The following is a 17757-nucleotide window of genomic DNA, read 5'->3' as shown; positions in this document are numbered from 1 at the left end:
GCATCTTTTTTTGTTATTATTCCTAGTGAGGTGCATATGAAAATATTAACGGTAGATATTGGCACAGGTACACAGGATGTTTTTTTGTACGATTCAGATCTTGATATTGAGAACGGATTCAAGCTCGTCCTGCCTTCGCCGACAATGATGATTCACCGTCGTCTTAAAGCAGCGCTTCCTGCGCGGACCCCGATCCTTTTAACTGGACATCAAATGGGCGGCGGTCCTTCAGCTTGGGCGATCGAAGAATATGCTCGTGCGGGAATCCCCGTGTACATGACACCCTCAGCTGCCACCACTTTGAACGACGAATTGGATAAAGTGGAAGCGCTTGGGATTCAGATCGTTTCTGAAGACGAAGCAGATAAATTGCGCTCCAGAGTCGAGACGCTGGAGTTGAAAGATTTTGATTTCCTCTTGATCTCAAAGACGTTTCAGGATTACGGCGTTTCGTTGAATGGGCTTGGTGCGGCGGCAGTGGCTGTCTTTGACCATGGCAATGCTCCGGCTGGGGTTTCCGACCGGCAGTTTCGTTTCGATTATCTGGATGAAAGAATTCGCGCAAAGAACTCACTATCTTCCTTTGCATTTCTGTCAACGGAAGTTCCAAAGATCATGACGCGTTTGCAATCCGTCGCAGATTCTGGGCGTGGTTTGCCCTGTCCTTTGGTGGTAATGGATACAGCTCCCGCCGCGGTTTGGGGTGCGGGCTTTGACCCCGTGGTTGCTAAAAGCGAGAACAAGATCATTTGCAATGTGGGTAATTTCCATACATTGGCTTTTCGCCTTGGGGAGAGGGGAATTGAGGGTGTATTTGAGCACCATACCGGCGAGATCGACCTTGCCAAACTTGAGGGTTTGATCCGCAAGCTGGCAGATGGATCACTTCGTCACGCCGATGTGTTTGATGATATGGGGCATGGTGCATTAATGTATTCGCAGGATGCGTTCGAATTCGGCAGGGACGAATTCGACGTGGTAGTGACTGGTCCACGCCGGAGCATGTTTGCAGGTTCTCGTTCTGCAGATTCGCTGAAGCCTTATTTTGCTGTCCCGTTTGGCGACATGATGATTGCAGGCTGTTTTGGGTTACTGGCGGCGACAGCGGAGATACTCCCGGAGTTGGCAGGACCCATTCAAAGGTCCCTGCGAGGCGGGTCTGGGCAAGGGACCGCGCCGTGGGATGTGATCCGTTTGTGAACATTACTCTAGTCTGAGCTTTAATTAAATTTTTTGTACTGTCTTAAAATCAAACTCACCCACGAAAAAAATAATTTCGGGGTGAGTTTGATTTTAATTTATGAAGGAGTTTAGCTTTGACGAATATCCCAAAACTTGACCACCACCTTGTTGAGCGCTTTGGTGATCTCTTCTTTTTTCAATCCGGCGACCTTGAAAGTGACGATCTTGCTGGTAGAGTCGTCGCCTGAGAACTGACCAAAGGAGACGAAATTACCGCCTGCGTCTGAAATGGCTTTGGTGACCCTGGCAAGCACACCGGGTTTATCGTCGATCTCTGCGGTGACACGCATGGCTTTGGTGCGGGCGCCCATCAGTTCGAGGAAGATCTTGAACAGGTCTGTCTCTGTGATGATGCCAACCAATTTTCCTGAGCGCATTACAGGCAAACCGCCGAGTTTTTTGTCTGCCATGATGCGTGCAGCTTCTTCAATGGGGGTGTTGACATCAACTGTGATAAGTTTTTTGCTCATAACCTGTTTGATGGTTACTTTGCTGATCAGGTAGTTCATCTCCCAAACGCTCAGGCTGGTAACCGGGGAAGGCGAGGCGTTAAGCAGGTCGCTTTCCGAGACGATGCCGATCATTTTTCCATCTTTGACCACGGGCGCACGGCGGATGTGTTCTTTCTTGAACATGACCAATGCGTCGTGAACTGGGGTTTCAGGGGTTACAGAAATTACAGGGTGAGACATTCTTTCGCCGACGAACATGAGTACCTCCAAATGTACTTGTTTGAATTGTGAAATTTGTTACAAGTCCATTATATACAAAATTTGAAAAAAGAAAGTCACGAAATCGGAGTGAAAAAGGTCACTTTAGATTGGACGATAGTCAAATAAAAAACCACGGATAAGATTATCCGTGGTCAATACTCTGCCTTGCTTTTATTTTGCGAATTCTTTGATGACCCTGGCCGTGTGCTTGGCGTGCTGTACGTACAGGTCAATGCGGAAGTTTTCGTTGGGGGCGTGGGCTTTAGTATTCGGGTAGCCAAAACCCATTGTCACCACGGGAACGCCCAAGTCATGCACGAATGGGTAATTGGGTCCTGAGCCGCCGATCATGGGGACAATATCCATTTTGGCATCATAGACTTCTTCTGCAGATTCCACCACTAGTTTGACAAAGGGGTGATCCGGATCCGTTCGCGCCGCGGGCTCGCCGCCCAGGAATTTGATCTCCACATCGCTGAAGCCTTCCGCGTCCAGATGGGCGCGCAGCTTCTTTAGAATATCCTGCGGCTTTTGGTCTGGCACGAGGCGGAAGTCCACTTTTGCAGAGGCAAAGGCAGGCTGCACAGTTTTCGAGCCGGGACCTTGATATCCGCTGGTCAAACCGCAGATGGTGCAGGTCGGTGTGAAAACTTCTTCGATCTTCAGATCCATGCCGCCGGTTAAACCTTTGATGAAGGCTTTGGCGCCGAAGCGGGTCTTGTATTCTTCTGCCGGGTCAGGAAGTTTTTCCATGTATTCGCGGTCACGTTCGGTGGGTGCTACAACGTTATCGTAAAAGCCGGGGATGCGGATGCGCTCATCCTCGCCTTTGAGCGTGTTCAATGCCCAAACGAGTCTCCACGCCGCATTTGGCAGGATGCTGCCACCCAAGCCCGAGTGGACGTCTGTTCCCAACGCCGTTACTGAAAGCTCCACATAGAAGATTCCGCGCAAACCAAGATATTGCTGCGGGCGCTCGCGATGGTCCACACCGCCAAATTCCCAAATACAGGCATCGGCTTTGAGCCGGTCAAGGTTTTTGGAAATGTATTCGTGCAGATGTTCGCTGGCAGTTTCTTCCTCGCCTTCGATAATGAACTTGATGTTGCAGGGCAGTTCACCTTCTTCCGCGAGGATCGCGTCAATGGCATGCAAGCGCGCGGTGAGATGTCCCTTGTCATCACTGACGCCGCGTCCATAAAAATAGCCGTTGCGGATCTCGGGTTCGAATGGAGGGCTTTCCCATAATTCCAATGGCTCAGGCGGCTGAACATCATAATGGTTGTAGATGAGGATGGTTTTATCCACTTTGCCTTTACGTTCTGCAAAGACTACCGGCGCTCCATCCGTCGCCATGACTTCGGCTTTGAAGCCACGTTGTTCAAGCATCCCTTTTACAAGTTGGGCGCATTCTTTCAATCCCAAGTTCTGAGCGCTGATACTGGGTTGGGCAACATATTTTTTAAGCTCATCTAGATTTTTATCCAGATTCTTATCGATGTAGGTATCGATCTTATCGTAATTACTCATGGCACGCTCCTTTTGAATTTCATTTATAGAAACTTGCGATCCAATCAAGTGAGTAGGCACCAGCAAAAGCGAATAAACCCATTTTTATGGTTTGCCCAACCCAGCATGCCAGCATGAACTGCCAAATGGGAATCTTTGCAATCCCTGCCGCGATCCCGGCAACATCAAAAAAAGGGTTGGGGAAAGATGAAAGAACGAGAATGACCCAAGCACCATATTTTTGTAAAAAAGGTAGGATGCGATTGTATAGCTGAGTATTTTCCACCGCCGCCTGTCCACTGTAACCGGCAAGATAGCCGGTCATTTCACCTAGGGCGCCGCCAACCCCTGCAGCCAGCGCTACACCCAATGGGTTCAATACGCCGCCCATCGCAAAAATGACCGCCACACCCGGTGCAGGCAGGATGACCGTCGCGTTAGCGATCAACATGATCAGGAACGCGCCGAAATAACCATATTGGGCAAATTCTTCTACATGTTCGCGAATGGAATAAACGTAAACCGTAATCCCGATCACTACCAGCACAGCAAGAATGCGTGTTATGGTTGTAAACGTCCTGTTTTCTGGCTTTGGAGTTGGCAGGGTTTGTTCCTTTAGATTTCTTCAATCGTGACGCTGATGATCTTAACCGCCGGAGCATTGACCTTCATCGGATCGCGCTCGGGGATGGACATGAGCACATCTTCACCTTCCACGATCTGACCAAACACAGTGTGCCGGTTGTCAAGGTGCGGGGTGGGTCCGTGGGTGATGAAGAATTGTGAGCCGTTCGTGCCAGGTCCTGCATTCGCCATCGATAGGATGCCGCGCTTGCTGTGCTTGAGGCTGGGGTGAAATTCATCCTGGAATTTGTAGCCAGGTCCGCCGCGTCCGGTGCCGGTCGGGTCGCCGCCCTGTGCCATGAAGTTTGAGATTACACGATGAAAAATAACCCCATCGTAATAGCCTTCCCGTGAAAGGAAAACGAAATTATTTACAGTGACCGGTGCTTTGTCTGCAAATAGTTCGATCACCATCGTGCCGTTATCGGTTTCCATGCGGGCGCGGTAACTCTTTTTGGGGTCGATCTGCATTGCGGGGGGCGTGCTCCATTGTTTTGCCATACGTCTCTCCTTGGGGTGATGAAATAAAATAGATTGACTGCCTTATTTGAGCAGCAATTCGATTCTCGCTGTCACCATGTCCAGGGCGGCAATATTATGCCCGCCTTCGGGAATGATGACATCGGCATATCGCTTGGATGGTTCTACGAATTCGAGGTGCATGGGACGCACCGTGGCGTAGTATTGCTCGATCACAGATTCGGTGCTGCGACCTCTTTCGGTGATGTCGCGGTGCAGGCGGCGAATGAAGCGGATGTCTGCGTCAGCATCCACAAAGATCTTTACATCGAATAATTTCCGCAGCTCGGGCTCCACATAAAGCAGGATGCCCTCAACAAGGATCACATTACTTGGCTGAACGGTAAAAGTCTCTGATTTGCGTGTGTCGTTGGAAAAATCATAGATCGGCACCTGCACAGGCTTGAAGCTGCGCAGGGTTGTGATGTGTTCGATGAGCAATTCGGTTTCGAGTGCGTTGGGGTGGTCGAAATTGATCTCAGAATGCTGTGCCGATGGCAGCATGCGCAGGTCTTTGTAGTACGAGTCGTGTTGAAGGTAGGCGATGCGATCTGATCCCACTCTCCTTAATAATTCCTGTGCAACGGTGGTCTTTCCAGACCCTGACCCGCCCGCAATTCCGATCACCAATGGGATTTTCTGCATCATGAACAGGATTATACCCGTCGCCATCCATGCGGTGCAAATAAAACGGCTCCGGGCAAAACCGGAGCCTGTTTACTGTCATTCAGTTTTTTTACTTACGCTTGAGCGATCGGGTCAATGCGTTCCATATTGGGCATCGGTCATAGATTCCCATAAAAGCGAGGATGCCGCCAATGCCAGCCACGATCCAATTGTTATTCGACACCCCGATCATGATGAATAAGGCGCCTGCGCCAAGCCGCAGCATACGGTCGAACTGAGACATGGAAACTTTCACTTCTTTTCCCTGTGCCAGCGCTTCGAACACCGCCCGATACCCAGCTTCGTTCTGAGCGCCCGTCAGCCGCGCAACTTCTTTTCCATCGCGAATGGCGACCACGGTTGGGATGCCAAAAACACGATAGTGTTCAATGATGTCGCGCGAATCGTCGGCGTTGATCGGCAGAAATTCTACATCTTCAGTAAATTCCCTGCCTAGTTTGTCTAGGATCGGTTTTGTCATCTTACAAGGTCCGCACCAAGGCGCCCAAAAATCCACTACGAGTGGCTTGCCGGACTCCAGTTTTTGTTGAAACTCTTGTTTGTTCATGATTAAAGCGTAGAGCGGACGAGTTCTCGTCCGCTCTCGATGTTATCCTTTAACCTTTGTAGGTGCTGAGCTTGAAGGGTGCATACAGCGGGCAGAAGGCGATCACTGAGGTCAAGGTAAATACACCAGCGAGCACGAGCAGTACGATGCCAAGGGTACCGGTGACAATGCCGCTAAAGTACAAATAGGCAAAAAGAGCGGAAATCACGACACGGACGATGCGATCGGTATTGGACATATTGCGTTTCATTTGGAAAATCTCCTTTGGAAGTTTGAATTGATGTTGTTAGTATATGAGACTTCACGTTTTCTGTCTGTGACAATGTCACACACGCGAACGCGATTCCAATAGCTCAAAATCCATGATTTCGATGCTTCCCCGCCCAGCCTGAATACTGCTTTCGTGGATGAAATCCTCCAGCAGGCGGCTGATGACTTCGCGGGAGCTGCCCAGTTCCGAGGCAATCTCTTGGTGGGTGATTCGGATAGGATTTGATATTCTTCCACGTTTTAATAATAGTGTGGCAACCCGGCGATCCATGCGCTGAAAAACCACTTCATCCACCACTGCCATAACGGTATAGAGTCTTTGTGATAACAGGTCAAAGACAAAATCGCGCCATAGATCGTAACGTTTTACCCAGTCACGAAACACATCCGCCGGGATCATCACAGCTTCCGCATTCTGCTCGACTGTGGCAATGGCAGGGAAAGTGTTTCGGCTCAAAATGGCGTTGGCGGTCAGGATGCAAGAAGAGCCGTTTCCAAATCGATATAAGGTGATCTCTCGTCCCGTTTCGCCGACCTTGTAAACGCGCACCACACCTGAGATCAGGAGGGCGATCGCCTCCACATGATCCCCTTCCAGAAAAACATCATGCCCTGCCGGGATCTGTGCAACAAATGCAGACCGTTGGAAGTCTTTTACGAAATCCAGGTCTGCGTTTTGTAGAAAAGGCATCGACTTTACGATGCGTTTAAATTGCGTTTCGTCGATCATTCATTAATCAAAGATATAGGCGAGACCCACAGTGCCAGGTCCGGCATGTGTTCCTACAACCGGGCTGACCTCGGTGAAAAGAGATTCCACTGGAGATAGGGCTGTGGTGGCACGATCCAATAGAATCTTCGCATCATCTGCAGCATTGGCATGCAGAGTTGCAATGCGAACATTCGACTTCCCTTTAACCTGTTCGGTAACCAATTCAAGGATGCGGTCATGAGCTTTGCCTTTGGTGCGAATGCGTTCAATCCCTTCCACTTTTCCATCTTTGACTGCAAGGATGGGTTTGAGATTTAACGCTGAACCGATAAAACGTTGAGCGCCGCCAATGCGTCCGCCGCGATGCAGAAATTCAAGCGTATCCACAGCGAAAAGGACACCTGTGCGAGTGTGAGCATTTGCTGCAGACGCAGCACAATCCTCGATGCTCGCTCCAGCTTCCATGGCGCGTGCTGCGGCGATCGCTTGGAACCCAAGCCCCATCGCAGTGGATTGGCTATCCACCAGCATTACTTTTTCGCCTGCGCTTCCCATCATATCTTTCGCTTGCATTGCAGATTGAAGAGTGCCGGATAATTTGGAAGAAATGAAGATGCCAAGGACAGACAATCCCTTATCAACAAGCCCTTGGAAGGTCTCCTGCATGGTAGCGGGAGAAACTTGCGAGGTGGACGGCATGGTTTTGGCGGTCTTGAGACGGCTGTAAAAATCTGTCGGTTGGATGTCGATCCCATCGCGGTAAGTCTGGTTATCCCAGATAAGGACTTGTGGGGTGATGGTGATGCCATGTTTCTGGCTAACCTCTGATGGGATATAGGAAGTGCTGTCAGTAACGATCGCGAACTTGGACATGTCTCGTTCCTCCGGAGTTGAAAATTTTCCTGATTTTACCCCGATTGCCTTGAGGGATTGTGAAAAAATGCGACTCTTCCTCATGGTATAATGGGTCGGCAGTTTTGTTTGAGCCCATTCTTGTATCATAGGAGCCTATTTTGGCCTTCAACCCACTTAATTGGCTGTTAGGCCTTTTTTCTCTGGATATCGCCATTGACCTTGGCACCGCGAATACCCTTGTACACGTCCGTGGCAAGGGGATCGTGATCAATGAGCCATCCTGGGTGACTGTCGACAAGAAATTGCGGCAACCACTGGCGATCGGTCTCGAAGCCAAGGAAATGGTTGGCCGCACTCCTGCCAATGTGGTGGTGGTGCGTCCCATTCGGGATGGGGTGATCGCCGAATTTGATGTCACACGCGTCATGCTTGAATATTTTATTGGCAAGGTGCATGAACAGAGTGTGGTGCCTTTGCCGCGTCCGCGCGTGATTGTTGGTCTGCCGACCGGTGTAACCGAAGTGGAAAAACGGGCGGTTTATGATGCGGTAATGGCTTCAGGGGCGCGTCAGGCAATGTTGATCGAGGAGCCAATTGCGGCGGCGATAGGAGCCGGGCTTCCCATTGGCGAAGTCCGTGGTTCAATGGTGGTCGATATTGGTGGTGGTACTACCGAAGTAGCGGTCATGTCTACAGGTGGTGTGGTTGCATCTCGCTCTTTACGTGTTGCTGGCGATGAGATGGACCAGGATGTGGTGCAGTACTTACGCAACAAATATAACTTGTTGATCGGGTCTGGTATTGCAGAGCAGATCAAATGGCAGATCGGTTCCGCCTACCCATTACAGCCGGAGAAAACAACAGAAGTACGTGGCAGGAATTTGGTGACCGGCTTGCCCGAAACGGTTGAGATCTCTTCTGTTGAGATCCGCGAAGCGCTTTCCGGTTCAGTGCAGGTTATTATTGATACCGTACGCGATGCCTTGGATGAAATCCCTCCAGAGATCGTTTCGGATCTGATGGATATTGGTATTTGTCTTGCCGGCGGCGGTGCGTTGTTACAAGGACTGGCTGAACGACTTACAGATGAATTGAAACTGCGCGTGTGGGTGGCGGAAGATCCGCTCACCTGCGTTGCCCGTGGAGCGGCAACTGTCTTTGAAGACCTCGAAAACCTTTCCCGTTATCTTATTGGGCTTGAGCGCGGCAGTACCCGACATATTTAGGATGAATTGAAACAGTCCCTTGCTGGGCTGAATAAAAAATGAATTCCCGTTCCTTACAAACGACGATAATCTTTCTGGTGGTTGGGGGTATTCTTGTGCTTGCCTTTAGCGGCGCATTGGGTTCAGCCTCCAGAGGGTTTACCTCAGTTCTGGTTGATGTTCAAACCTGGATCTCCAGCCGCTTCCTTGGCTTTCAGGATTTTGTTACTGCGCCTCGCGATATCGTTACACTGCGCACACGCAATGCTGAATTAGAAGCCCAGGTTTCGCAGTTGCAGGCGCAGTTGATCGAGTTGCAGCAGCGCGTCAACGAAACTGAAATTCTTGCTGCACTCGTTGACTTTTCCCGTTCCAATCCAGAGAGTACATACAAGGCCGCCTCTGTGATCGGTCGCGATCCCAGCCCATTTCTTCATTACATTATTATTAATCGCGGGTCAAATGATGACATTCGCCGTGGCATGCCTGTGGTGACGAACCAGGGTTTGGTTGGGCGTGTGGATGCGGTCATTGCAGATGCTGCGCGCGTTCAACTCATAACGGACCCGGCATCGGCTGTAAATGTTTATTTGCAAAACGCAGATACCAGCGCGGTCTTGTACGGCTCAGTCACTGGCGATGTTTCTCTGGATCTTATCTCTCAAAATGTAGCCGTGGAATCGGGAGACTTGATCCTGACCTCCGGTTTGGGCGGCGGTTATCCTGCCGACCTCATTATTGGGCAGATCGTAACGGTTCGCGCCTTGGAATTTGAGCTGTTCCAGCAGGCGACAGTTCAACCTGCTGTAGACTTTTCGCGCCTTGAGATCGTGCTGGTCATTACCAACTTCCGCCCTGTGGATATTGCTCCGCTTGAACCGGCTGTAACCCCCGCCCCATAACATCATGCGAAATTTGATCGCCTTTCCACTTTTAGGTTTGGCTGTGATCTTGCAATCTGCGGTTGTGAGTCAGGTTAAACTGCTTTCTGGGTATGCCGACCTGCCTCTGGTGTTGCTTGCCGCCTGGGCGTTACAAGAGCGCGTGAAAACTTCCTGGCATTGGGGTGTATTGGTCTGTTTATATGTTGGATTTGTTTCAAGCTTATCTGTGCCTGTGATCGTTATAGGATATTTGGCTGTGGTATTTCTGGCACGGGTACTCCAAAGGCGAGTGTGGCAGGCTCCGCTCCTTGCCATGTTCAGCGTTGTTTTTTTAGGGACGATATTTTTTCATATGCTTTCATTCATTGTTCTAAGCTTTTCTGGAACCCCATTAATGCTTGAAGACATAGTGTTTTTACTTACTTTGCCAAGCCTTTTGTTGAATATGTTGCTTGCGGTTCCAATGTATGCGTTTATGCGTGATGTATCTTATTGGGTATACCCAATAGAGGAGTAGGAATGAGCGTTGGTTCAGATTCTCGTCCGGTTCGATTTGAGGCATGGCGGCTTGGATTGATCTATCTTGTCGTGGCGCTCACGTTGACCGGATTCATTATCCGTTTGATAAATTTACAGGTGTTCGATGTCGAGTTGTACCAGGCGCGTGCCATTGACAATTACACGAATGAGGTCAGTATTCCTGCTCCACGCGGTATTATTTACGACCGTAATGGATACATTCTTGCGAGAAATATTGCCGCATATAACGTAGTTATTACACCTGCCAACCTTCCAGCGGATGATTCAGATATTCAGTTGATCTATCGCGAATTATCCGAATTGGTCGGTGTACCAGCTGGTAGTTTTGTGGCGAACGACCCTGAAAGTGACGCCATATTTTTATCCGTTCCTGGCGGCTTGATGACAGAGGAATCGTTGGAAGAGGCGAAACTTTTTGCAGCGTGTGTGCCGGGTCCGAGCATTGCTCAGTTGGTTGCTCTGCAGGATACGCTTGCCCCATACAGTTCGGTTAAGGTCCAGTGTAATGTTAGTGAAGAAATAGCCCGGGTGGTTGAAGAGAAGAAGATGGATTGGCCGGGCGTGAGCGTAGAGATCGAACCGATCCGTGATTATCCAACGGGTTCACTGACTGCGCATCTAATTGGATTTTTAGGACCGATCCCTGCATCCCAAGAGGAAGAATTGCGTGCCAAGGGATTTATTCCCAACCGCGATAAGATCGGTTATGCCGGTGTAGAAACTTCCATGCAGGAGATTCTTGCTGGCAGGAATGGCTTGCGTGTTGTCCAAGTTGACGTTGCCGGTCAGGAGATCCGCAACCTTGAGCCGCCGATTGCGCCCGAGCCGGGGAACAATGTATATCTCACTATTGATACCCGGCTGCAAGCTGCTGCTGAAGCAACTTTGTTGGAAGAGATTGAGTTTTGGAACACGTATTTTGGGCAGGTTCGTATTTCGAGTGGTGTAATTATTGCAATGAACCCGAAAACGGGTGAGATCCTTGCCATGGTTTCTTACCCGAGTTATGAGAACAACCGTTTTAGCCGTCTTATCCCTGCTTATTACTATGAGCAATTAAGCCAGGATCCCCGCAAGCCGCTATTAAACAACGCCATCTCTGCCGAATATCCGCCTGGATCCACATTCAAGCTTTCAACGGCGACCGGTGCTTTCAATGAAGGCGTGGTGGACCTAGATACGATCGTTAATGCTCCAGGTCAACTCTTGCTTTGTGAGCGCTTTAACCCAAACGATATTTGTACGGACCGAAATACACGCCCGTTCGTTGATCATATTTTTGACCAGCGCCCAGAGGGTTTTGGTCCCATTACCTTTACGCAATGCATTGCTTATTCGAGTAATGTGTGCTTTTATAAATTAGGCGGCGGCTTTGAAGATGAGATCCTCCAGGGCTTGGGAATTGAGCGTCTAAAGGAATATGCAACTGCGTTGGGATACAACGCTCCTTCGGGTATTGAATTACCGGGTGAACAAAATGGTTTGATTCCTGACCCGCAATGGAAGCGTATTAACACGGGTGAGAACTGGTCTACTGGCGATACGTACATTGCAAGCGTGGGTCAGGGATTTGTCCTGGCGACCCCGCTGCAGGTTTTAATGTCTGGAGCGACGATCGCAAATAATGGAAAGTTGATGCAGCCTACCATTATTCGCCAAGTGACGGATGGTGATGGGAACGTGGTGCCAATGTGGTTTGACCCAGACCCTGAAGATTTTAAGGCTTCTCCGTTTCAAACTGAAGGCAGTTACCAGATATCTCCCTTTACTCCCAACATGAAATGGGATATTACAGTGGACCCTCTAATTCATGGATATTCTTGTGACGGACCATATTGCACACTGACAGATGATTTAAAGGCAGTAAATCCGGAGACCGTAGCGGCTGTACGGGCAGGGACAAGGCGGGCAGTTACTGACACATCCTTTGGTACGTTATATAGACTCTTCCTTGATTTCCCGATCGCCGTTGCCGGAAAGACAGGAACCGCCGAATATTGTGACGATGTGGCCCGTGCCGCTGAACGCTGTAACTTTGGCGCCTGGCCAACTCATTCCTGGACGCTCGCGTATGCGCCTTATGAAGACCCTGAAATTGCGGTGATCGCTTTTGCCTATAATGGCGGCGAGGGTGCCAGTGTGGCAGGCCCCATGGTTTCACGCATGATTAAGGCTTACTTTGAAATAAAAGCACTGGATATTGCTCAAGGTGCGGGCGGTTCAGGTGCAGCTCCGTAGATTCAAGTTGCTCATCAGGTATAATTGTTTTTCATTATCTGTATGAATACGCCTATGGAATCAACCACATCGATCGTTCAGATCAAGGGTATCCGTGATGGTCTTCTTGCTACCTTCATGGATGTGCCTTGGCTGGAGCAGCGCAATGCACTCATGATCCAGATCAATGAGCGCGCTGCTTTCTTTCAAGGCGCGCGCCTTGCGATGGATGTGGGCTCGCAGCCCTTGAAAGTAAATGATCTGGTAGACCTGCGGGACTGGTTGTCAGAACGAAACATCACATTGTGGGCAGTTATCAGCGAGTCGCCTACTACAGAAACTACGGCTCAATTGCTGGGCTTGGCGACCCGAATCTCAAAGCCGCGCCCCGAAGAGACCCGGCATGTGCATGAATCTGTGCCTAGCGACTCAGCGTTGTTTGTTTCCAAGACGGTACGCTCAGGGACGCGCATTGAGTACCCCGGCACCATCGTTGTTTTCGGGGATGTTAACCCGGGTGCGGAGATCGTTGCAGAAGGAAATGTGATCGTGTGGGGGCGCGTGCGCGGCGTGATCCATGCAGGAGCAAAGGGCGATCGCTCTGCTTTCATTTGCGCCCTTGACCTTTCCGCAAATCAATTGCGCATCGCGGATGAATCGTCCGCCATGCTGAAGCCACAAAAAGACCCCAAGCCTGAGATTGCCAGCATCAATGGCGAGGGTAAATTACAAGCAGAACTCTGGCATACCGGCGAAACCACTATTAGGAAATAATATGACTTCTCAAGTGATCACTGTAACTTCTGGAAAAGGCGGCGTTGGCAAGACCACTGCCGTTGCAAACCTTGCTACTGCGCTCGCCATGGACGGCAAGCGTGTAGTTTGTATTGATGGTGATATTGGTCTGCGCAATCTTGATGTTGTGATGGGGCTTGAGAACCGAATCGTCTATGATATTGTGGATGTCATCGAAGGGCGTTGTAAACTCAAGCAGGCAATGATCCGTGACAAACATAACCCGGACCTTTATCTGATCCCTGCGGCACAAACCCGCGATAAAAATGCCGTTTCACCTTCGGATATGATCCGCATATGTAATGACCTTCGACCAGATGCGGATTTCATCGTGATCGACTCTCCAGCTGGCATCGAGCGTGGATTTAGGAATGCCATCGCTGCTGCTGACAGTGTTCTTGTGGTGACCAATCCTGAGGTCAGTGCGGTGCGTGATGCGGATCGTGTGGTGGGCATCCTCGAAGCGGAAGAAAAAGGAAATCCATCTCTCATTATCAACCGTTTGAATCCGACCCTTGTCAAAAATAATGATATGTTATCAGCCGAAGATGTACTTGATCTTTTAGGCATCCGCCTGATCGGTATTGTGCCGGAAGATGAAAATGTGATCATTGGTTCAAACCGGGGTGCTCCCGTGGTTACAGATGGAAAAAGCCGGGCTGGGCAGGCGTTTCGCAATATCGCCAAACGCCTGCAAGGTGAAGATGTGCCTTTCATGGATCTTGCTCAACAGGGCGGGTTATGGAGTACCATTCAACGCCTTGCTGGAAGGAAGTAGTATCATGGATTTTTTCACACGTAAACGGAGCGCTTCCAGTGCGAAAGAACGCTTGCAACTGGTTCTTGTGCATGACCGCACAGATCTGACACCCGGTCAACTGGAATCTTTAAAGGACGACTTGTTGAAAGCGATCTCACAATATATCGAGATCGACCCTGAAGCCGTTCGCATCGAATTGGAAAAAGACGGGCGTTCACAACGTCTGGTTGCGGATATCCCATTGAAGAGTACATCGCGTCATCGCGCGGGTTGATATGTTAAATTAAAGGGCATGGATCAACCTGTAGCGATGCGGGTTTATCCATGTTTTTTTATTATGAATCGTGGACTTTCCTGGAGAAATTTCGATTTTCTTTTATTAGGCGCAGTTGTATTGGCGTCCTCTTTTGGCGCAGTCATGATCCGTTCTGCTGTCGCGGGAAATGAAGTGCTTCAACCCCTGATCTTGCGTCAGGTCTATTTCGCAATTTTGGGTGTGGCATTGATCTTTTTTCTCGCATCCATTGACTATCGTTACTGGCTGGCACTTTACCGTCCCATTCATTTTGTGATCCTGGGATTTTTGGTAACACTGACGGGGTTCGGTCAGACCGCCTTCGGTGCTCAGCGCTGGTTTCAGGTAGGCGTTTTGTTCCTTCAGCCGACCGAATTTGCCAAAATTGTGGCATTGATTATTCTGGCGCGTTATTTTGAATTTACCCGTGACCAACCGCGTGATTTGCAGTGGATTTTCGGAGCGGTCTTTCGTGCGATTTGGATCATTGGCATGATTCTGCTTCAACCGAACTTGAGTAATGTGATGGTACTCTCCGTGATCCTTGGGGTGATGTTGTGGGTAAATGGCATTCAGATCAAGCATGTGTTTTCGGCAGCCGGGATCGGTGCAGTTCTATTAGTAACGGTGATTTCTCTGTCGGTGCTGGGAGTACGCATTCCCTTTTTGCAGGCATACCAGCAGGAACGTATCGTGAACTTCGTTGTACCAAACCCGAACGATACGTTTGGGAATCGTTATAACGTTCAACAGGCGTTGATTGCGGTAGGCGCGGGCGGCGTTTCTGGCGAAGGATACGGGTATGGATCCCAAACCCAGTTGCGCTTCCTGAAAGTTCGCCATACTGATTTTATTTTTGCTGCAAGCTCTGAAGAGTTTGGCATGGCGGGCGGAGTGCTGATCATTGCCACGCTTGGTGTAGTTGTGTGGCGTTGTATCCGTGCGGCGCAAAAAGCCAGAGACGTTGCAGGTGCTATGCTTGCCATTGGCGTGGCGACCCTGATCTTTTTTCAAGGGGCAGTGAATATCGGAATGAATCTTAACCTCTTGCCGGTATCAGGCTTACCTTTGCCGTTTGTTAGTTATGGCGGCAGCGGTTTAACCGCTCTTATGATCGGTATCGGGTTGGTAGAATCTGTCGTTATGCGCCAGAAAGAACTTGAGTTTTAATTTAGACTTCTGCAGAATAATAAGCGCTCTTAAGGAGAAAAGATTTTGTCCATTCAACCAGCACGCACTCGTTTTGCACCCTCGCCGACCGGACATTTACATCTCGGCGGTGCACGTACGGCTTTGTATGCCTATCTGTTAGCCAAAAAGACCGGCGGACAGTTCATTTTGCGCATCGAAGATACGGATTTGAAACGTACTGTCCCCGGTGCTGAACAAGAGATCATGGACGGTTTGCGTTGGCTTGGCTTGAATTACGATGAAGGTCCAGATATTGGCGGACCTTACGGACCCTATCGTCAGACAGAGCGGCGAGAAATTTATCAAGCTCATGCAAAAACTCTTGTGGATAATGGGCGCGCTTATCCTTGTTTCTGTACGACTGAGCGGTTGGATAAAGTCCGCAAGGAGCAGATGGACCGGAAGGAAAACCCGCGATATGACGGAACTTGTCGCAGCCTGGCTCCCGATGAAGCCGCAAAGCGCATCGCAAATGGTGAGGCGTATACCATTCGTTTCAAGATGCCCCATGATGGTGTGACCGTTGCACATGATCATCTGCGTGGTGACATTACCATTGAGAACAAGCAACTCAATGACCAGGTCATTCTCAAAACAGATGGCTTGCCAACCTATCACCTCGCCGCGATGGTGGATGACCATGAAATGAAAATCACTCATGTGATGCGCGGTTCAGAATGGTTGGGCACCTTCCCGTTGCATGTCAACATTGTCCGCGCATTCGGATGGGATGAACCGACTTGGATCCACCTTTCCGTTTTTCTCAAGCCGAGCGGCAAGGGTAAAATGTCCAAACGTGAAGCGGCAGATGCCATGAAAGATGGCTATTCCATTTTCGTCAAAGACATGCAAGATCTTGGCTTCACCCCCGAAGGCGTTTTGAACTGGTGCGGGCTGATGGGCTGGGGCGTTGCAGAAGATGATGTGATGACCACGGCTCAAATGGTGGAGCGCTTCACCATTGACTCGTTGACGCCTTCCCCGGCTGCGATTAACTTCCAGCGCCTGGATCACTTCAATGCGACGCACATCCGCCTCCTGACGACCGAAGACCTGGCAGCCCGCCTCAAGCCTTACTTCGCCCGTGAGGGACTCGCCGTCAAAGATGACGTCTTGTTGAAGATGATTCCCATCATCCGCGAACGCCTTACCACTTTGGATGATTGCATTTCCTTCGGCGCATTTTTCTTCAAAGATGAGGTTACGCCAAACCCTGAAGAACTTATCGCCAAAGGCTTGGACGCAAAACAGTCGGCAGAGATCGCTCGAAAGGCGTATGAGCTCCTGTCTGCGCAACCAGATATCAGTCACGAAAGAAGCGAGCCGCCCTTCCGCTATTATGTTGAAGCCAGCGGATTTAATGCCGGGCAGGTCTTTGGTGTGCTGCGTGTCGCGGTCACCGGGCAGAAGGTCAGTCCGCCGTTGTTCGAAAGCATGGAGATCATTGGGCGTGATGTCTGTTTGAAACGTGTTCAAAATGCAATTTCAATTTTGGAAAAGATGTAATAACGAAAAAGACGGAGCACTCGCTCCGTCTTTTTTATTGTTGTTCTTCTTCGGTGTCGGTTCGGTAAATAATTTGATACGCTGGCATTGTCAGCCCGCCAATACTGACTTCGATCAGTTTTCCATGAATTTGAGCATCCTCTGGGATCATATCCATGGCTTCTTTTGAGATGAGGATTTCATCTGCCTTGCCAAGGTCTTCACCCATTTTGCACGCACGATTGACGGCGTCACCATACATATCGTCTTCATTGAGAATAAGGATCTTCCCATAATCAATTCCGATGGAAACATGTACATCCATATCTTCGCTGGTGAGCAGGTTGGATGCGGCAAGAGCATGTTGAATAGTAATAGCCGTGCGGGTCGCTGAAGAAGGTTCGGGAAAGACTGCAAAGCAATTATCCGCTTCAAATTTGATGATGCGCCCGCCATGGCTTGTGATGATCGGTTCAACAGTCAATTGCATGCGACGGATCATGGAGAGGTAATGCACAATGCCGTACTTGCGGGTCAACAACGAGAACCCGGACATATCCAAAACGAAGGCGGTGTTTTCGCTGCCATAACGCTGCCAAATCGATTCTTCCAGCTGCTTGCGTTTGGTGGGATCCGACTCTTGCGAGTAATTCAACAGCGTTTCTTGAAGGATGGGGTCTTTTGGTTGGATATGCATGAGTTGATTA

Annotated in this window: 20 protein-coding genes; 10 read left to right on the top strand and 10 right to left on the bottom strand. The window is 49.8% G+C overall.

Annotated elements, in window-relative coordinates; translation table 11 throughout:
• Positions 1-36 precede the first annotated feature (36 nt).
• Entirely contained in the window at positions 37-1200 is a 1164-nt protein-coding gene (locus tag IPG80_RS16470; RefSeq protein ID WP_345109008.1) for a DUF1786 domain-containing protein, read from the top strand.
• Between the two features lie 110 nt (positions 1201-1310).
• On the opposite strand, the gene IPG80_RS16465 is transcribed toward IPG80_RS16470, so the two are convergent.
• From IPG80_RS16465 to IPG80_RS16425, 9 genes are all read right to left on the bottom strand, one after another.
• Positions 1311-1952, bottom strand: coding sequence for a CBS domain-containing protein (locus tag IPG80_RS16465; protein WP_345109006.1), 642 nt, complete (start codon positions 1950-1952; stop codon positions 1311-1313).
• A 174-nt stretch (positions 1953-2126) separates the two neighbouring features.
• Positions 2127-3485, bottom strand: a complete 1359-nt coding sequence (locus IPG80_RS16460) for a M20/M25/M40 family metallo-hydrolase (protein WP_345109002.1) — start codon at positions 3483-3485, stop codon at positions 2127-2129.
• A gap of 19 nt (positions 3486-3504) precedes the next feature.
• Positions 3505-4011, bottom strand: coding sequence for a VTT domain-containing protein (locus IPG80_RS16455; protein ID WP_345109000.1), 507 nt, complete (start codon positions 4009-4011; stop codon positions 3505-3507).
• Positions 4012-4079: 68 nt separating this feature from the next.
• A complete protein-coding gene (locus IPG80_RS16450; protein ID WP_345108997.1) occupies positions 4080-4589 on the bottom strand; it encodes a peptidylprolyl isomerase in 510 nt (169 codons plus the stop codon).
• 42 nt (positions 4590-4631) lie between these two features.
• Positions 4632-5252, bottom strand: coding sequence for a uridine kinase (udk, locus tag IPG80_RS16445; RefSeq protein ID WP_345110147.1), 621 nt, complete (start codon positions 5250-5252; stop codon positions 4632-4634).
• 91 nt (positions 5253-5343) lie between these two features.
• Positions 5344-5841, bottom strand: a complete 498-nt coding sequence (trxA, locus tag IPG80_RS16440) for a thioredoxin (protein WP_345108994.1) — start codon at positions 5839-5841, stop codon at positions 5344-5346.
• A 49-nt stretch (positions 5842-5890) separates the two neighbouring features.
• Positions 5891-6091, bottom strand: coding sequence for a DUF2892 domain-containing protein (locus tag IPG80_RS16435; RefSeq protein WP_345108991.1), 201 nt, complete (start codon positions 6089-6091; stop codon positions 5891-5893).
• Between the two features lie 75 nt (positions 6092-6166).
• A complete protein-coding gene (locus IPG80_RS16430) occupies positions 6167-6841 on the bottom strand; it encodes a Crp/Fnr family transcriptional regulator (protein ID WP_345108989.1) in 675 nt (224 codons plus the stop codon).
• Positions 6842-6844: 3 nt separating this feature from the next.
• On the bottom strand, positions 6845-7696 hold the full coding sequence (locus tag IPG80_RS16425; protein ID WP_345108986.1) for a DegV family protein: 852 nt from the start codon (positions 7694-7696) through the stop codon (positions 6845-6847).
• A gap of 140 nt (positions 7697-7836) precedes the next feature.
• Between IPG80_RS16425 and IPG80_RS16420 the strand changes: the two genes are divergently transcribed.
• The 9 genes from IPG80_RS16420 to gltX are packed head-to-tail and all read left to right on the top strand — an operon-like array spanning position 7837 to position 17071.
• The gene (locus tag IPG80_RS16420; RefSeq protein ID WP_345108983.1) at positions 7837-8904 is read left to right on the top strand and encodes a rod shape-determining protein; all 1068 of its coding nucleotides are present in this window, start codon (positions 7837-7839) and stop codon (positions 8902-8904) included.
• A 38-nt stretch (positions 8905-8942) separates the two neighbouring features.
• Positions 8943-9785, top strand: coding sequence for a rod shape-determining protein MreC (mreC, locus tag IPG80_RS16415; protein ID WP_345108980.1), 843 nt, complete (start codon positions 8943-8945; stop codon positions 9783-9785).
• 4 nt (positions 9786-9789) lie between these two features.
• On the top strand, positions 9790-10284 hold the full coding sequence (locus IPG80_RS16410; RefSeq protein ID WP_345108977.1) for a hypothetical protein: 495 nt from the start codon (positions 9790-9792) through the stop codon (positions 10282-10284).
• A gap of 2 nt (positions 10285-10286) precedes the next feature.
• On the top strand, positions 10287-12545 hold the full coding sequence (locus tag IPG80_RS16405) for a penicillin-binding transpeptidase domain-containing protein (protein ID WP_345108974.1): 2259 nt from the start codon (positions 10287-10289) through the stop codon (positions 12543-12545).
• 54 nt (positions 12546-12599) lie between these two features.
• On the top strand, positions 12600-13298 hold the full coding sequence (gene minC, locus IPG80_RS16400) for a septum site-determining protein MinC (RefSeq protein WP_345108971.1): 699 nt from the start codon (positions 12600-12602) through the stop codon (positions 13296-13298).
• Position 13299: 1 nt separating this feature from the next.
• Complete coding sequence (gene minD, locus IPG80_RS16395) at positions 13300-14097, top strand: septum site-determining protein MinD (RefSeq protein ID WP_345108968.1); 798 nt, start codon at positions 13300-13302, stop codon at positions 14095-14097.
• A 4-nt stretch (positions 14098-14101) separates the two neighbouring features.
• Positions 14102-14353: a cell division topological specificity factor MinE gene (gene minE / locus IPG80_RS16390; RefSeq protein ID WP_345108965.1), complete on the top strand. Its 252-nt coding sequence runs from the start codon at positions 14102-14104 to the stop codon at positions 14351-14353.
• An 18-nt stretch (positions 14354-14371) separates the two neighbouring features.
• On the top strand, positions 14372-15544 hold the full coding sequence (locus IPG80_RS16385; RefSeq protein WP_345108962.1) for an FtsW/RodA/SpoVE family cell cycle protein: 1173 nt from the start codon (positions 14372-14374) through the stop codon (positions 15542-15544).
• A 45-nt stretch (positions 15545-15589) separates the two neighbouring features.
• The gene (gene gltX / locus IPG80_RS16380; protein ID WP_345108959.1) at positions 15590-17071 is read left to right on the top strand and encodes a glutamate--tRNA ligase; all 1482 of its coding nucleotides are present in this window, start codon (positions 15590-15592) and stop codon (positions 17069-17071) included.
• Between the two features lie 34 nt (positions 17072-17105).
• Here gltX and IPG80_RS16375 read toward each other — a convergent pair whose 3' ends face one another.
• Positions 17106-17747: an adenylate/guanylate cyclase domain-containing protein gene (locus IPG80_RS16375; protein ID WP_345108956.1), complete on the bottom strand. Its 642-nt coding sequence runs from the start codon at positions 17745-17747 to the stop codon at positions 17106-17108.
• Positions 17748-17757: the final 10 nt, after the last annotated feature.

It is taken from the genome of Candidatus Villigracilis vicinus (genome assembly GCF_016702885.1).
Lineage (GTDB): Bacteria > Chloroflexota > Anaerolineae > Anaerolineales > Villigracilaceae > Villigracilis > Villigracilis vicinus.
This window is presented reverse-complemented; position numbering and strand designations above follow the sequence as displayed.

Excerpts from the sequence above, each read along its gene's own strand:
- IPG80_RS16470 (WP_345109008.1), top strand. The coding sequence starts at position 37 with ATGAAAATATTAACGGTAGATATTGGCACAGGTACACAGGATGTTTTT.
- IPG80_RS16465 (WP_345109006.1), bottom strand. The coding sequence starts at position 1,952 with ATGTTCGTCGGCGAAAGAATGTCTCACCCTGTAATTTCTGTAACCCCT.
- IPG80_RS16460 (WP_345109002.1), bottom strand. The coding sequence starts at position 3,485 with ATGAGTAATTACGATAAGATCGATACCTACATCGATAAGAATCTGGAT.
- IPG80_RS16450 (WP_345108997.1), bottom strand. The coding sequence starts at position 4,589 with ATGGCAAAACAATGGAGCACGCCCCCCGCAATGCAGATCGACCCCAAA.
- udk (WP_345110147.1), bottom strand. The coding sequence starts at position 5,252 with ATGCAGAAAATCCCATTGGTGATCGGAATTGCGGGCGGGTCAGGGTCT.
- trxA (WP_345108994.1), bottom strand. The coding sequence starts at position 5,841 with ATGAACAAACAAGAGTTTCAACAAAAACTGGAGTCCGGCAAGCCACTC.
- IPG80_RS16435 (WP_345108991.1), bottom strand. The coding sequence starts at position 6,091 with ATGAAACGCAATATGTCCAATACCGATCGCATCGTCCGTGTCGTGATT.
- IPG80_RS16430 (WP_345108989.1), bottom strand. The coding sequence starts at position 6,841 with ATGATCGACGAAACGCAATTTAAACGCATCGTAAAGTCGATGCCTTTT.
- IPG80_RS16425 (WP_345108986.1), bottom strand. The coding sequence starts at position 7,696 with ATGTCCAAGTTCGCGATCGTTACTGACAGCACTTCCTATATCCCATCA.
- mreC (WP_345108980.1), top strand. The coding sequence starts at position 8,943 with ATGAATTCCCGTTCCTTACAAACGACGATAATCTTTCTGGTGGTTGGG.
- IPG80_RS16410 (WP_345108977.1), top strand. The coding sequence starts at position 9,790 with ATGCGAAATTTGATCGCCTTTCCACTTTTAGGTTTGGCTGTGATCTTG.
- IPG80_RS16405 (WP_345108974.1), top strand. The coding sequence starts at position 10,287 with ATGAGCGTTGGTTCAGATTCTCGTCCGGTTCGATTTGAGGCATGGCGG.
- minC (WP_345108971.1), top strand. The coding sequence starts at position 12,600 with ATGGAATCAACCACATCGATCGTTCAGATCAAGGGTATCCGTGATGGT.
- minD (WP_345108968.1), top strand. The coding sequence starts at position 13,300 with ATGACTTCTCAAGTGATCACTGTAACTTCTGGAAAAGGCGGCGTTGGC.
- minE (WP_345108965.1), top strand. The coding sequence starts at position 14,102 with ATGGATTTTTTCACACGTAAACGGAGCGCTTCCAGTGCGAAAGAACGC.
- IPG80_RS16385 (WP_345108962.1), top strand. The coding sequence starts at position 14,372 with ATGGATCAACCTGTAGCGATGCGGGTTTATCCATGTTTTTTTATTATG.
- IPG80_RS16375 (WP_345108956.1), bottom strand. The coding sequence starts at position 17,747 with ATGCATATCCAACCAAAAGACCCCATCCTTCAAGAAACGCTGTTGAAT.